The following is a 15221-nucleotide window of genomic DNA, read 5'->3' as shown; positions in this document are numbered from 1 at the left end:
TTGCGCTTGGGCGCTACTTATCGACATGGGTAATAAGAGTGCTAAAGCACAACAACGTACTTACCTAATTTAAACTTCTTCCGAATTAGGCGTAGTATCAATTTGTTTGCCACTTGTTGCCATAGCCGGAATTCCTCTGCCAGTTCTTTCTCGCCACCAAGCTAATAGAGTACTAGCAATGAAAATACTGGAATAAGCACCTGTACTAAAGCCAATAATTAAGGCTAAAGCGAAGTATTTCAGGCTTTCACCACCAAACAAGAAGATAGCAAACAAGGTTAACAAAGTGGTCAATGTGGTGTTAATCGATCGGGTTAAAGTTTGATTTACGCCATCATCTACAATGTCACCGATCGGACGATTTCCATCTTTAGCAATAATCTCTCGAATTCGGTCATAAATTACCACCGTGTCGTTAACTGAAAAGCCGATAATTGTCAGCAAAGCTACTAAGAATAAACTATCGACTTCTACACCTAAAACTAAACCCAAGATGGCGAAAACCCCACAAGTTAACCAAACATCGTGTACCAACGCCACTAAAGCAAATACAGCGTAGTCAAACTGAAATCTAAAACTCAGGTAAACAGTAATTCCGGCAAAAGAGACTAGTAACGCTATTAAACCAGAAGCAAAAAGTTGTCTACCAATTGTAGGCCCAACGGTATCGAGCGAGGTTTTTTGCGGGTCAAATCTACCTACTCTTTCTTGTAATGCTGATTGCAGTTTAGTCCGTTCATCTACATTTAGATATTTAGTGCGAATGGAAAAGCCATTGCGATCGCTTCCCACTAACTGAATACTACTTGAAGATGGTAAACCTTGCGACTCAACAACTTGTCGAACATCTGCAATATTAATTGGTTTATCGCAATTATTTGGTTGGGAACAATCTAGCTCAAATTGTAGCCTTGTCCCACCAACAAAATCCAAACTTGGACGCAGTGGTGCGCCAATTGTTGCCCAAGAAATCAACATGGCAACTAGTCCACTAATCAGGACAATAGCAGATAACAACCACCATTTATTCCGATTTTTACTTACATATAATTTCATCGCACCACCTCAGTTTTCGGCACAAACAATTCTGGTTTCCGAAATTCAGGAATTGTAATTGCCAACATCATTAAGGTGCGACTACAAGTAATAGCTGTAAACATACTCACCGCCACCCCAATTGCCAGCGTTAAAGCAAAACCTTTTACCAAACCAGTACCTAACCAAAATAAGGCAGCACAGGCGATCCAAGTTGTGACATTACTATCTAAAATGCTGGAAAATGCTCGATAAAAACCTGATTCTACAGAGCGATATAAAGTTTTACCAGCCCGTAATTCTTCTCTGGTTCTTTCAAAAATTAGCACGTTAGCATCTACTGCCATGCCTATACTGAGAATGAAACCAGCAATTCCTGGTAAAGTTAAAGTCACGCCTAATAAAGCAAAAGCTGCTAAGGTTAGCAAAGCATAAATCATTAGGGCAATATCTGCGATCGCTCCCGGTAATCGATAGTAAACCACCATGAAGATTAACACTAAAACTAAACCGACAACCCCAGCGTAAATACTACTCTGAATACTGTCTCTTCCCAAAGTTGCGCCTACCGTCCGGTTTTCGACTACTTCCACAGGGAAAGGTAAAGCACCGCCTCGTAATTGTACAGCCAATTCATAAGCTGCTTTGGTATTAAAATTGCCGTTAATTACCGCTCGACCACCAACAATTCCGGTGTTAGCATATTGAGCTTCTACTATTGGGTTACTAATCAATTGATTGTCTAAGAAAATACCAATTGATCGTCCAGTTCCCGCAATATTTTTAGTTAATTTAGCAAACTTTTCTCCCCCTTCATTATCAAACTCGATCGCCACATTCCACTGATTAGCTTGGTCAGTTTGTGGTGCAGCATTGGTTAAGTTTTTCCCAGTCAATCCTACAGATTCATAAATTTGTAATTGTAGGGCTTGAATTTCTGCTGTCTTTTGTTTAATCTGAGCAGCTGCTTGAGATCTCGCCGCTGAATCGTTACCTTTTGCCAACTCAGCTTGTTTTTGTTGTAGCGCAGCTAGCTCAATTCGTCTTACCTGTAATTGCGCCTCAACTTCTGGCTTATTCGCCTGTTGCCGAAACTCTAACTGCGCCGTACCACCCAAAACCCTTTCCGCCTCTTGGGGGTCTTTCACGCCTGGTAACTGCACCAATAACTGATTGTTACCCACAGTTTGTACCACAGCTTCCGAAACACCTAAAGCATTAATCCGTTTTTCTACTACATTTTGGATCGCTTCTAGGTCTTGCTCAGTAATTTGTCTTTTCTGATCGGTCTGCTTAATTTGCAGCGTCAGTTGCGAACCGCCTTGTAAATCTAACCCCAAACGGAGAGGAAACTGCACCAGAACTACGATCGCAGCGATAACAAGAACAAAAATAACAGCTAATAAGGGACGTTGTTTACTACCCATAACAAAACCCGCACAGATAAATGCTATAATAGCGTTCTTTTGTTAATTTTGTCCGAAAAACTTATGGTATTGTTGAATTCGCACCACACTTTTAGTTAATTGAGCAAACTTTTGGGCTCCTTCGCGATCGAATTCAATTGTTACATTCCACCAATGATTACTATTAACGCAAGTTGCTAGTTATTAATTCTTTCTTGTTCCCCCCTTGAGTAAGGGGGGTAGTGTTAAGATCTTCGCTTATGATTACTAGGTTTAGATCCCCCCAACCCCCCTTACTCAAGGGGGGCTAAGAAAGAGCCAGACTTGTAACTAGCAACTTGAGTTATTATCTAGTGTTGCAACTCACATTCAGCAGTTCCGACTCAGAGCCGATAAACTACTTGGTTTTTCCATAACAAAACCCGCGCAGATTAATGCCATGATAGCTTTCTTTTGCGGGTGTTATGTTAAAAAACTTAAACTCTAAGCGCCACCATTTTCTGCACAGCCTCAACAATTTGTTCCGGTTGAACAATGGTTAAACGCTCTAACATTCCATTGTAAGGAGTAGGAATATCTTGGGAAGAAAGCCGCAATACAGGCGCGTCTAATTCATCGAAAAAGCGATCGTTAATTGAAGCAATTAACTCTGCTGCAACACCGCCAGTTTTCATGCACTCTTCCACAATAATTACCTTATGGGTTTTCTTGATAGAAGCACCAATTGTTTCCATATCTAGAGGTTTAAGAGAAATTAGATCGATTACCTCTGGATCGAAGTCTTCTTTTTCCAGAGTTTTTACCGCTTGCAACACATGATGACGCATCCGCGAGTAAGTCAAAATTGTCACATCTTCACCTTTTCTCACTACTTCCGCTTTATCTAAAGGCAGCAAGTACTCTTTTTCTGGCAAATTTTCTTTCAAGTTGTATAACAGAACGTGCTCAAAAAATAGCACTGGATTTTCATCACGAATAGCAGATTTCAGTAACCCTTTCGCATTGTAAGGAGTGGAACAAGCGACAATTTTTAAACCCGGAACTGCTTGGAAATAAGCTTCTAAACGCTGAGAATGTTCCGCACCTAATTGTCTACCTACACCACCCGGACCACGAATCACCATTGGAATCTTGAAATTTCCGCCCGAAGTATAACGCAACATTCCGGCATTATTAGCAATTTGGTTAAAGGCAAGCAACAGAAAACCCATGTTCATGCCTTCAATAATTGGGCGCAGTCCGGTCATTGCTGCCCCAACTGCTAACCCAGTAAAACTATTTTCTGCGATCGGGGTATCCAACACCCGCAATTCGCCATATTTCTGATACAGGTCTTTGGTAACTTTGTAGGAACCGCCATAGTGACCTACATCTTCCCCCAAGACAAATACAGCCGGATCTCGCGCCATTTCTTCATCAATAGCTTCCCGGAGTGCATTAAAAAGTAGTGTGTCTGCCATTGGTGTTAAGAGAGGAGTTTGGTTTCGTCAAACCTTCATCTTACCCTTTTGTGGCAAAGATTTGGGAGTGCGATCGGACAGTCCAGTTACGAACCCGTAGAACAGGCATCTTGCCTGTCAGCCTGTCATCCCCAATCTTTAACTTTAGAACCCGATGCTAATGGGATAATTAAAAGTGAAGTTTTTCCTGGTCTATGGTTGGCTGTCCCTGCTTTAATTCAAGGTAATTTAGCTGAAGTTTTAACTGTTTTACAATCCGGTTTAAATTCTTCAGAACACGCAGATTTTGTCCGGGAGCGATCGGACTCTTTTCATCCTTGACAATACAATCCACAAATCAATCCTGAAAAAAACTATGAAACTTAAATGGATAGCTTTAGCTGGAATTAGCTTAGTTACTATGGTACTAGTAGGGGCGATCGTCTATTTCCAAGAAAATAAAGAAAAAGAAGCAGCTAGAGAATTAGCCCCCGATCAACCCGGTGAAGAAGAAGATTTAAACCAGGAATTATGGCATTTCGCTAAAAAAAGTCCTTATCCAGGTACAAAAAAACAAAGTATACTCCCAACAGCAGAAATGCGCTTACCAAATGGTTGGAAAATTGCCCCTGCTGGTACGCAAGTAGAAGTGGGAAACCTGCCTTACGAAGCTACTATTTATAATAGCAAATTGGTAGTTATTAATAATGGTTGGTATGGTGCAGAACCACAACAAGTTTCTATTATAGATCCTCAAAGCAATAAAGTTGTCAAAACCCTCACCTATCCATCCCTTTTTCCTAGTGCTAAACAAGGATTAGATGGCGACCTTTATATCAGTGGAGGTTTTGACCAAAAAATCTATCGCATTAACAAAGAATTTGCTCCTGTCCGCGAGTATTCAATGAAGGGTTATACAGCAGGAATTGTTCCAGTTGATGCTCAACATATCGCCGTTGCTTATCTAGTCACAGAAAGAGAACAAAAAGGAGAACAAGAAGGTTATGTTAAGGGAAAACTGGCTATTCTAAACACTCAAACTGCTGCCATAGAACTGACAATTACTGTCGGATATTTTCCTTATGCAGTACAATACTTAAATAACAAATTTTATATTACTCTCTTGGGAGAAGACAAAATTTTAGTTTATGATAGAAAACTAAAACCCCTGAAAACTTTTCCTGTTGGTAAAAATCCGCAAAATTTCTGCATCGACGGAGAGAAATTATATGTTGTCAACACAACTTCCGATAACATTTCAGTTATAGATACCAAAAAAGATGCTGTAGTTAATACAATTGATGTGCGCCATAAAGGATTTCGCTTTGGTAGTTCGCCGACTTCTTGTGTAATAGATGGAAACCGCCTCTACGTTACCCAAGCCGAAATTAATGCTGTGAGTATTTTTGATAAGAATACCAAACAATTACAAGGGTTTGTTCCTAGTGGATGGTATCCGACTAAAGTATTATTAAACCAAGGAAAAATGCTGATCGTAAGTGCGAAAGGTATCCATACCCGTCGTCCTAATCCTAAAGGTCCACAACCAATTAAAGAAAAAGGTGGTAAAGAATATGTACTAAGTTTGCTCAAGGGTGCGGTTTCGATTGTGCCACAAAATGCGATCGCACCCAACCTAGCTAAATACCGCCAACAAATAGAAGAAGGTTCCCCCCTTTACAGTCCTTCCAAAGGCATGAAATTGCCGATAAAACATATATTCTACATCATCAAAGAAAACCGCACCTACGACCAAATTTTAGGTGATTTAGGACGCGGGAACGGCGACCCATCTCTTACCCTTTTCGGACGGGATATTACTCCCAACATCCACAAATTAGCAGAAGATTTCGTCACCCTAGATAACTTTTTCGCCAATGGGGAAATTAGCGTTCTCGGACATAGTTTTACCACCAGTGGTTATGCCAGTCCATTCCTAGAATGGCTAGGTAATATGAAGTATTCCAAACGATACAATGATTATCCTTTTGGCATTGTACCATCCACCTATTCACCTACCTATCTTTGGAATGCTTTGGAAGCTAAAAATATAGATTACCGAATTTACGGCGAACCATATTACATTTTTACTCAGTCCTACAAAATTATTACTGAAAGTTACGGAGCAAATAGCGAATTAGCCAAAAAGTTTTATACTCAAACCCAGGCTTTAGCTGCTCAAATAGACCGAGGTAAAGCAGCTAGTGAAGTTTTTCAAAGTCTTTATGGCAAAGCTGATACTCCCCAAAGCGCAAATAATTTATTGGCAAATTCACAAATAGCTAATGTTTTATCGAAAGTATTTGTAGGGGATGATAGCCTTGCTAAAGCATGGCAGAAAAATTCAGCCTTTAGGCAAAAGTTTGGCGAATTTATCTATCACTATCCCCTTAATTATCATTATTATGATTTGAAATATTCCGATCTACAGCGATTTCAGGATTGGAAAACCGATTTTGACAAACAGTTAAAATCTGGAAAAGTAGCATCATTTAATTATATTTGGTTGCCTAACGATCATACGGCTGGGGAAAATCAAGATTACCCTAATCCTTATCAGTTAGTGGCTCAAAATGATGCGGCTTTGGGTAAAATTGTGGAAACTATTTCCCGCAGTCCAATTTGGCAAAATAGTTTGATTTTAGTGGTAGAAGATGATGCTCAGGATGGGCCAGATCACGTAGATGCAACGCGGACGGTAGCACTGGCAATTAGTCCTTATGTGAAACGAGGGGTAGTAGTGAGCGATCGCTACGACCAATTGAGTATGCTACGTACCATAGAGCTAATTTTAGGTCTCGATCCCCTCAACATGAATGATGCACTAGCAGCACCAATGTTTGGCATATTTAGCGATAAACCCAATAATTCTGCTTTCTTACCACCTACTCCTTCTAATTACCTCATGGATGCGGATAAGCAAAGATATGCTAGTTTTGCAAAATAAGCGGGAAAATCAAGCGATCGTTAGTCAAGAAAAAAGGAATAGACATCTCCAAAAAACCTTGTAGAGACGTTATATATAACGTCTCTACAAGGTTTTCAGGTAATGTACCTTTTATTTTTGGAGATGTCTAATGGGAAAACTAAATAATTTCCCATTCCTTAAACACTAATTAGTAATTAGCAAATTATTCATCTTCCGCAAATACAAAACGATGTAACTCGCTAGGATCTGGTTCAGGACTAGATTCAGCAAACTTCACGGAATCATCGACAACGGCTTGAATTTTTTGTTCGATCGCCTTTAGTTCCTCTTCACTTGCCAAGTTATGCTCAATTAAATAAGCTCCCAACTTCTTAATGGGATCGCGAGGGAACCAAAACTCCTTCTCTTCCTTAGTGCGAAGTTCATCTGGGTCAGCCAAAGAGTGACCCCGGAAACGATAAGTTAATGCTTCAATTAAAGTTGGGCCTTCACCAGCACGAGCACGCGCCACTGCTTCTTGTGCCACTTGGCGTACTGCGAGCACATCCATGCCATCAACTTCGTAACCAGCCATACCAAAAGCAGCGGCTTTCTTGTAAATTTCTGGTTCGGAAGTGGCGCGATCGTGAGCCATACCGATCGCCCACTTGTTATTCTCTACCACATAAAGAATCGGCAGTTTCCACAGCGCCGCCATATTCAAGCACTCATAAAACTGACCATTATTACAAGCACCATCGCCAAAAAAGCAAGCTGTCACTTGATCGGCATTGGCATCTCCCATCGTTTCCCGACGATACTTAGATTGAAAAGCCGCACCAGTCGCCACTGGAATACCTTCCGCGACAAACGCATAACCACCTAAAAGATTATGCTCGCTGGAAAACATGTGCATCGAACCACCGCGACCTTTAGAACAGCCAGTCGCCTTGCCGAACAACTCTGCCATTACTTCTCGCGCCGGAACACCCGCACTCAAAGCATGGACGTGATCGCGATAAGTGCTGCAAACATAATCCTCATCTTGACGTAAAGATTTAATAACGCCAGTAGACACAGCCTCCTGACCGTTGTACAAGTGGACAAAACCAAACATTCGACCCCGATAGTACATTTCAGCACACTTATCTTCAAAAAAGCGGCCTAAAACCATATCTTCATAGAGCCGCAAACCCTCTGACTTGTCAATTTGCGCTGAAGCAGTATCAAAATTGGGCAAAGTTCTTTCCTGAACCATAAATTTGTTGTATCCTCGCAGCAAAACCCGAAACTAATATTTTCGCAGTATCTTTTATAATAAGCGCTGTAAACCCCCTAAACTGGTAGAATTGGCTTGACCAATTTTAGATTTGATAGGATCATCAACCAATCCAATCTAAAATCGGCAATCTGAAATCTAAAATCCCTTGACTCATGCAGAGTCTTGACAGAAGAGATATCATAAACTCGATCGCCACCAAAGCTGCGAAAAGTAAATAAACTGTTTCTTAGTGGCGTGAATTTAGATAACATAAGCTAACTTAAAGTTCTTTGCTGGTAGGGAAGTGGCCTGTGCGTATTCCACTAGACTATTATCGAATTCTAGGTTTGCCTATTCAGGCTTCAGCCGAACAGTTGCAACAGGCGTATCGCGATCGCATTATGCAACTGCCAAGGCGGGAGTACTCGGAAATGGCGATCGCAAGTCGTAAACAACTTATTGATCAAGCCTACGCCGTTCTTGCTAACCCAGAACAGCGACAATCTTACGACGCTACCTTTCTTACCAAATCCTACGAACCAGAAACAGAGGCATCAACTGAATCAGTAACTACTGATTCCACAGAAAGCCTTAATATTAACATTGACCCTAACTCCCCTAGTATTGAAATTAACGACGATCAATTTCTGGGTGCTTTACTAATTTTGGCAGAGTTAGGAGAATATGAACTAGTCCTGAAACTCGGACGTTCTTATCTGACAAGTAGCAATACAGACATTGAAAACGGTCGATTTGGCGAGGCTAAAATTGTTCGACCAGATATAGTTTTAACCGTTGCTCAAGCTTGCTTAGAATTAGGACGCGAACAATGGAAACAACGGCGCTATGAAAATGCTGCTACAAGTTTAAATATTGGGCAAGATTTATTGTTGCGAGAAGGGCTATTTCCTAACATTAGGGGAGAAATTCAAGCAGATGTTTATAAACTGCGACCCTACAGAATTTTAGAATTATTAGCCTTGCCAGAAGAAAGTAATGAATATCGTAATCAAGGATTGCAGTTATTACGAGAAATGCTGCAAGAACGGGGAGGAATAGATGGCAATGGCAACGATCAGTCAGGATTAAATGTAGATGAATTCTTGCGATTCATTCAGCAATTACGCGCCTATCTGAGTGTTGCAGAACAACAAGGTTTATTTGAGCAAGAAGCGCGTCGTCCTTCCGCAGTCGCCACCTATTTGGCAGTTTACGCACTTTTAGCAAGGGGATTTACCGAAAGAGAACCAGGCTTAATTCGCCGTGCTAAATTATTGCTAACCAGGCTATTGAAGCGCCAAGATGTTTATTTGGAAATGGCGGTAGCGGCGTTATTATTGGGACAAACAGAAGAAGCTTCCCAAGCTTTAGAATTATCTGGCGAACACCAATCTCTCGCTTTTATTCGGGAACATTCCCAAGGAGATCCCGATCTATTACCCGGACTTTGTTTATATAGCGAACATTGGTTACAGTCAGAAGTTTTCCCTCATTTCCGCGACTTGGTAAATCAACAAGTATCGTTGAAAGAATACTTTGCTGATGAACAATTACAAAGTAGCTTAGAAGCATTACCACCGGAAACAGAAAGCGTAACTGATTGGGAAGCGATCGCATCCGATCGCTTATCCAGAGTCGCTACTCTCGGCGCAAGTACCGCAGCTGGGGGAAGGAGCACCTTAACCTACTCCACAAACCAAAGCGAAGTATCTAACCGGGCTGCAAACAGAGAAAATACCAACGTCAGAAGCTTGAAGAGCGCTACTAATCTAGAAAATCCCAGCGCTTACAACTTACAAGCTGTACCCACCGCCGAGCGAGTAGTACAGGGAAACAGTAGCCCAGAACCTTCCATCAGCCAAGTGAGCGAACGAACAGTAATTCAAGGAAGCGGAACAGCTAACACTCAAACTACAGCAGAAACCGAGCCATCACATCGGGGAGTATCCGTTCCCGTAAGTAACAGACGCGCTCAACGAGCTAACCGATGGGCAAATTGGCAAGATTGGTTGCCACTCAGACGTAGAGGCGCAATCGATCAAGAAGTGCCTTTGGTAGTTTTAGCATTAATTGGCTTATTTGGAATCGGACTCTCCATACTACTGCTGAGTTGGATTATTCAAGCTCTGAACCCCAAACCTGCACCACAAGTACAAAAACCAGTGGAACAAGTAGAACCTGTTCCCGCACCTACCCCAGAAAATAATACCGCCATTTTAAGCACAGCAGGCCCGCTCACTCCCGCAGTGGCTCAAATTGCGATCGCCACCTGGCTAGATACCAAATCTAAAGCTTTTAGCCCCCAACATGAAATTGATGCACTCGACAATATTTTAGTTGACCCAGCTTTATCCCGCTGGCGCAAACTCGCACAAGCAACCCAAAGCCAAAACAAATATCGCAGGTATGAACACAACGTTAAGGAAGATTCAGTCAAAGTCGTCAGAACAACGGCTAACGAAGCCAGAGTAGAAGCACAAGTAAGTGAGTCAGTAGAAACTCTCCAAGGAAATCAAGCAATTGCAAGAGAGTCTTATAAGAGTCCTAACCTGCGCGTGAGATATGATTTAGTGCGTCAAAATGGTCAGTGGAAAATTAGAAGTATCACGGCAATTAAAAGATAGTTATCGAAAAAACTTATCGAAAAATAGGGTTTAACGATCATCTTGGCTGGTGCCTGATGGTTAATTGAATTATCTAAAAACCTAATGTCAGGAAATTTTGACATAACTTGAAGAGGCAGTAATAGCTAATGTCATGAAATATTGACAAAAATCTCGTCAGCACCCGATAATCACGTAAATATACTCAGGATAATCGTGGAAACCCCTTGACCTTAAGCAAAAGTTTTTGCAACATAAGGTGAAGAAAGCGATCCCCACGATCCCAAAAATAAAGTGATTTTTTAGGTATGAATGATTGAAAAAATGTTTTCTTACCCAAATTCCCAATGACTTATTTAGGTGAACTACCAGAGACAGCACTAGGAATGGAACTCAAAAAAATAATCTAATTTGTTCAAACAAGGAGTGGCTGGTTTGAGAAAAATACATCGGAAATACAGAAAAATTTGCAACTAACAAAAAACGGAGAGTATCAACGAATAAGTTAAGGAAAAGCAGATGAAAAACCAGAGTTCTGAGGTGTTAACAGGCTGAAAATGAACAAACTTAATTGCTCAAAAAGTAGCAAATTTAAAAGTCGTCCCAACCACTGGAGAAACAACAGATGACGAAAGAGCGCCCCCCTTTAGAAGACATGACCTTGCGGCAATTGCGAAAAGTCGCCAGTGAGTACGGCATTTCTCGTTATAGCCGAATGCGGAAATCGCAACTGTTAGCAGCAATTTTAGAAGTACAACAACACCTACAAGTAGAAGAAGCTCCGGCTCAACTGATAATCACAAAAATGGAGGCACAAGAAGTAGTGGAAGCCGCAAAATATGACCTGGGTCAAGAAGAAATGAGCGAAGAAATTCTTTCCACAGTAGACGATGGACTGCCCGATCTTCCGGCTGGTTACGGGGAATGCCGGATAGTTTTAATGCCACGCGATCCACAATGGGCTTATGCTTACTGGGATATCCCCAACGAAGCAAAAGAAGAATTGCGCCGCCAAGGTGGACAACAGCTAGCGCTGCGATTGTACGATGTTACAGATCTCCTGGATTACCAAAGTCCACATAGCATTCAGGAATATCCCTGTGATGAGCTAGCAAGGGAATGGTATTTGCCAATTCCAGTGAGCGATCGCGACTACGTAGTAGAAATCGGTTACAGACGCACTGACGGTTACTGGCTACTCTTAGCTCGTTCCGCTGCCATCCGCATCCCTCCCATCTATCCCTCAGACTGGATTGAAGACCAATTTATCACCGTTTCTTGGGATGAAGAACTCACAGGCAAAACTTTCTTTGAACTAGTTCCCCCAGAAAAGCGCACGTTAGAAGTTGCCAGCGTTGCCACCAAAGAAATTTTTGAATTAGCAGAAGAAGCCGAAGCACAACGCATCGCAGGCTCCGTCTTTGGCTCCATGCAGCAAGTACCAGGCTCCATGCAGCCAGTGAGTTCCTACGCAGTTAGCTCTTACGAACAAGCTGTTAGCTCATACTCCGTTAGCTCTTATGCTGTCAGTTCCTACTCTGTACAACTGAGTTCCTTTAGCGTCAGTTCCTACGTACCAGCAGTTAGTTCCTTTTCTGTTAGTTCTTACGCCGTACCCCTGAGTTCCTACAGTGTAAGCTCATACGCCGTAAGCTCTTACGCCGTCAGTTCTTACGCGATGAGTTCCTACGCCGTAAGCTCATACGCCGTAAGCTCATACGCCGTAAGCTCATACGCCGTAAGCTCATACGCGATGAGTTCCTACGAACAGGCAATGAGTTCTTATGCCGTGAGTTCTTACGCCATCAGTTCTTATGGGTTAAGTTCCTACGAACAAGCAATCAGTTCTTACGCCATCAGTTCTTATGGCGTAAGTTCTTACGAACAGGCAATCAGTTCTTACGCCTTAAGTTCTTACGCCATCAGTTCTTATGGGTTAAGTTCTTACGAACAAGCGATCAGTTCTTACGCTCTGAGTTCCTACGCCATTAGTTCTTATGGCGTAATCAGTTCATACGAAGTAATGAGCTCCTACGGAGTAGTCAGTTCCTACGAAGTAATGAGCTCCTACGGAGTCGTCAGTTCTTACGCTCTGAGTTCCTACGAACAAGCGGTAAGTTCTTACGCTCTGAGTTCCTACGCCATTAGTTCTTATGGACTAAGTTCCTACGAACAAGCGGTAAGTTCTTACGCACTTAGTTCCTACGCCATTAGTTCTTATGGACTAAGTTCCTACGAACAAGCGGTAAGTTCTTACGCCGTCAGTTCTTACGCACTTAGTTCCTATGGGTTAAGTTCTTATGAACAGGCAATTAGCTCTTACGCAGTAAGTTCCTACCAAATTCCCATCAGTTCTTACGCAATTAGTTCTTACGGCTTAAGTTCTGCCGAACAAGCAATTAGCTCTTATGCCTTGAGTTCTTACGCAGTCAGTTCCTACCAAATTCCAGTAAGTTCTTACGCAATTAGTTCTTATGGGTTAAGTTCTGCCGAACAAGCGGTAAGCTCTTACGCATTGAGTTCTTACGCTGTTAGTTCCTATCAAATTCCAGTAAGTTCTTACGCAATTAGTTCTTACGGAGTCAGTTCTTACGAACAAGCGGTAAGCTCTTACGCATTGAGTTCTTACGCTGTTAGTTCCTATCAAATTCCAGTCAGTTCTTACGCGATTAGTTCTTACGGAGTCAGTTCTTACGAACAAGCGATTAGCTCTTACGCATTGAGTTCTTACGCTGTTAGTTCCTATCAAATTCCAGTAAGTTCTTACGCAATTAGTTCTTACGGAGTCAGTTCTTACGAACAAGCGATGAGCTCTTACGCATTGAGTTCTTACGCTGTTAGTTCCTATCAAATGCCAGTCAGTTCTTACGCGATTAGTTCTTACGGAGTCAGTTCTTACGAACAAGCGATGAGCTCTTACGCATTGAGTTCTTACGCTGTTAGTTCCTACCAAATTCCCATCAGTTCTTACGCGATTAGTTCTTATGGGTTAAGTTCTTACGAACAAGCGATTAGCTCTTACGCATTGAGTTCTTACGCTGTTAGTTCCTACCAAATCCCAGTCAGTTCTTACGCGATTAGTTCTTACGGGTTAAGTTCTTACGAACAGGCGATGAGCTCTTACGCATTGAGTTCTTACGCTGTTAGTTCCTACCAAATCCCAGTCAGTTCTTACGCGATTAGTTCTTATGGGTTAAGTTCTGCCGAACAAGCGGTAAGTTCTTACGCATTGAGTTCTTACGCTGTTAGTTCCTATCAAATTCCAGTAAGTTCTTACGCGGTGAGTTCTTATGCGGTGAGTTCTTACGAACAGGCACTCAGTTCCTATATCATTCCTTCTGGGGTAGGATTGTGGGCAGCGCCTACGGTTTCTGGACTTGGTTTTTCGGCTTCTGCGCCTCCGATTCGTCCGCGCAAGTTCTGGTTGATTGCTGATGCGGAGTTGATTGTTTACGGTGCGACTGAACCGGATGCTACTGTTACTATTGGTGGTCGTCCGATTAAGTTGAATCCAGATGGAACTTTCCGCTTCCAGATGTCGTTCCAAGATGGTTTGATTGACTATCCGATTATGGCGGTAGCGGCTGATGGTGAGCAAACTAGAGCGATTCACATGAAGTTTACTCGCGAAACTCCGTCACGGCACACTAATACTAAGGAAGAAGCGATCGAAGAATGGCTAGTGTAAATGTAAAACTTTGAGCGAAAAAAGCTAATCTTTCCCCGCTATGTGCTATCCAGTAGCGGGGTTTTATTTTGGCAACTTTTGCACCAATGGAGGTGGAACCTCCCACATCTCGTTCCCAGGTTCAACAAATGGAACGAAAAATAGAGGCTCTGCCTCCTGATGCAAGATCTCAGTTCTACCTATTCGTTGACACTCTCCGCACTTCCAGGGCGGAGATTCTTAGTTCAAAGACACACCTTATAGCTATCTATCCTTGCGGCAATACTTAAACTAAATACCCGTAGAAAACTACCAAGTATCGAGTCTAACTTAGATAACCCCAGAGGGCTTGTCTCCCTTAGCGTTCGGGTACTTATTGAGAGTGTCTTAGACTTGCGTTCCCTCTCTTTCCCCATGTTCCGGCGTGCCCCGCCGTACATTGTTCTAGTCTTACGACTACGCATTGCTGCACTTTTCTGGTATCGGCACTCGTTAGAGTCCATGCGTTTTGCTGAGGTTAATCGCGCCTCATGTATCAGCATCACTTTACGCGATAGAATTCGATTGCTCGATTGGCGATACTCGCGAATTTTCGCCCGTGCTGAACTACAATTAGCATTGTAGTCTAAAAACGCCTACAATGCCCAGAGAAAAGACGATAAGAGTAAGGCTTTCGGACGATGAGTACGAAGCGCTAAAGCAACACGCTAAACAGACGGATAGAATGATATCCGAAGTGATTCGAGATTTTATTAAGAAGCTGAAGAAAAAGCCGTCCTAAAAAGACGGGGCTTGTATCCCATTTTTTTGGTCAAAAAAGGAGTATCCTGCATGAGGAACCAAATATGGGTGCAAGATTCTCAGTTTTGTAGTTGATTTTCTTTTTGCTTGATAGCATGAAA

7 protein-coding genes and 3 pseudogenes are annotated in these 15221 nt (G+C 42.2%); 6 read left to right on the top strand and 4 right to left on the bottom strand.

The features are described 5' to 3' along the window. Positions 1–69: 69 nt before the first annotated feature. The 3 genes from secF to ACE1CI_RS30180 all read right to left on the bottom strand — a co-directional run bounded on the left by secF (position 70) and on the right by ACE1CI_RS30180 (position 3901). Positions 70–1056: a protein translocase subunit SecF gene (secF, locus tag ACE1CI_RS30190; protein WP_413266621.1), complete on the bottom strand. Its 987-nt coding sequence runs from the start codon at positions 1054–1056 to the stop codon at positions 70–72. Next, positions 1053–2462 carry a protein translocase subunit SecD gene (gene secD, locus ACE1CI_RS30185; RefSeq protein WP_413266622.1) on the bottom strand — a complete coding sequence of 470 codons (1410 nt, stop codon included), beginning with the start codon at positions 2460–2462 and terminating at the stop codon, positions 1053–1055. Before secD ends, secF begins: the two co-directional genes overlap by 4 nt. A 455-nt stretch (positions 2463–2917) precedes the next feature. Continuing rightward, complete coding sequence (locus ACE1CI_RS30180) at positions 2918–3901, bottom strand: alpha-ketoacid dehydrogenase subunit beta (RefSeq protein WP_413266623.1); 984 nt, start codon at positions 3899–3901, stop codon at positions 2918–2920. A gap of 138 nt (positions 3902–4039) precedes the next feature. Between ACE1CI_RS30180 and ACE1CI_RS30175 the strand changes: the two are divergent. Both ACE1CI_RS30175 and ACE1CI_RS30170 read left to right on the top strand, forming a co-directional pair. Beyond that, positions 4040–4222, top strand: a pseudogene (locus tag ACE1CI_RS30175) (Uma2 family endonuclease); the annotation flags it as partial. Positions 4223–4256: 34 nt separating this feature from the next. After that, positions 4257–6827, top strand: coding sequence for an alkaline phosphatase family protein (locus ACE1CI_RS30170; protein WP_413266625.1), 2571 nt, complete (start codon positions 4257–4259; stop codon positions 6825–6827). A 184-nt stretch (positions 6828–7011) separates the two neighbouring features. Here the strand turns inward: ACE1CI_RS30170 and pdhA are convergent, their stop codons facing one another. Beyond that, positions 7012–8046: a pyruvate dehydrogenase (acetyl-transferring) E1 component subunit alpha gene (gene pdhA, locus ACE1CI_RS30165; RefSeq protein ID WP_413266626.1), complete on the bottom strand. Its 1035-nt coding sequence runs from the start codon at positions 8044–8046 to the stop codon at positions 7012–7014. A 314-nt stretch (positions 8047–8360) separates the two neighbouring features. On the opposite strand from pdhA, the gene ACE1CI_RS30160 reads away from it, so the two are divergent. From ACE1CI_RS30160 to ACE1CI_RS30145, 4 genes and pseudogenes are all read left to right on the top strand, one after another. Beyond that, entirely contained in the window at positions 8361–10673 is a 2313-nt protein-coding gene (locus ACE1CI_RS30160; protein ID WP_413266627.1) for an IMS domain-containing protein, read from the top strand. Positions 10674–11277: 604 nt separating this feature from the next. Next, a pseudogene (locus tag ACE1CI_RS30155) lies at positions 11278–12273 on the top strand (DUF4912 domain-containing protein); the annotation flags it as partial. 1686 nt (positions 12274–13959) lie between these two features. Further along, positions 13960–14340, top strand: a pseudogene (locus ACE1CI_RS30150) (DUF4912 domain-containing protein); the annotation flags it as partial. Between the two features lie 619 nt (positions 14341–14959). Continuing rightward, a complete protein-coding gene (locus ACE1CI_RS30145) occupies positions 14960–15100 on the top strand; it encodes a plasmid mobilization protein (protein WP_413262448.1) in 141 nt (46 codons plus the stop codon). Positions 15101–15221 lie beyond the last annotated feature (121 nt).

The organism is Floridaenema flaviceps BLCC-F50 (genome assembly GCF_041929275.2).
GTDB classification, from domain to species: domain Bacteria; phylum Cyanobacteriota; class Cyanobacteriia; order Cyanobacteriales; family Aerosakkonemataceae; genus Floridanema; species Floridanema flaviceps.
The sequence above is the reverse complement of the archived record's forward strand: the minus strand, read 5'-3'. Positions and strand labels throughout refer to the sequence as shown.

What these genes read in the sequence shown, in the direction of transcription:
- ACE1CI_RS30180 (WP_413266623.1), bottom strand. Translation starts at nt 3,901, where the DNA reads ATGGCAGACACACTACTTTTTAATGCACTCCGGGAAGCTATTGATGAA.
- ACE1CI_RS30170 (WP_413266625.1), top strand. Translation starts at nt 4,257, where the DNA reads ATGAAACTTAAATGGATAGCTTTAGCTGGAATTAGCTTAGTTACTATG.
- secF (WP_413266621.1), bottom strand. Translation starts at nt 1,056, where the DNA reads ATGAAATTATATGTAAGTAAAAATCGGAATAAATGGTGGTTGTTATCT.
- pdhA (WP_413266626.1), bottom strand. Translation starts at nt 8,046, where the DNA reads ATGGTTCAGGAAAGAACTTTGCCCAATTTTGATACTGCTTCAGCGCAA.
- secD (WP_413266622.1), bottom strand. Translation starts at nt 2,462, where the DNA reads ATGGGTAGTAAACAACGTCCCTTATTAGCTGTTATTTTTGTTCTTGTT.
- ACE1CI_RS30145 (WP_413262448.1), top strand. Translation starts at nt 14,960, where the DNA reads ATGCCCAGAGAAAAGACGATAAGAGTAAGGCTTTCGGACGATGAGTAC.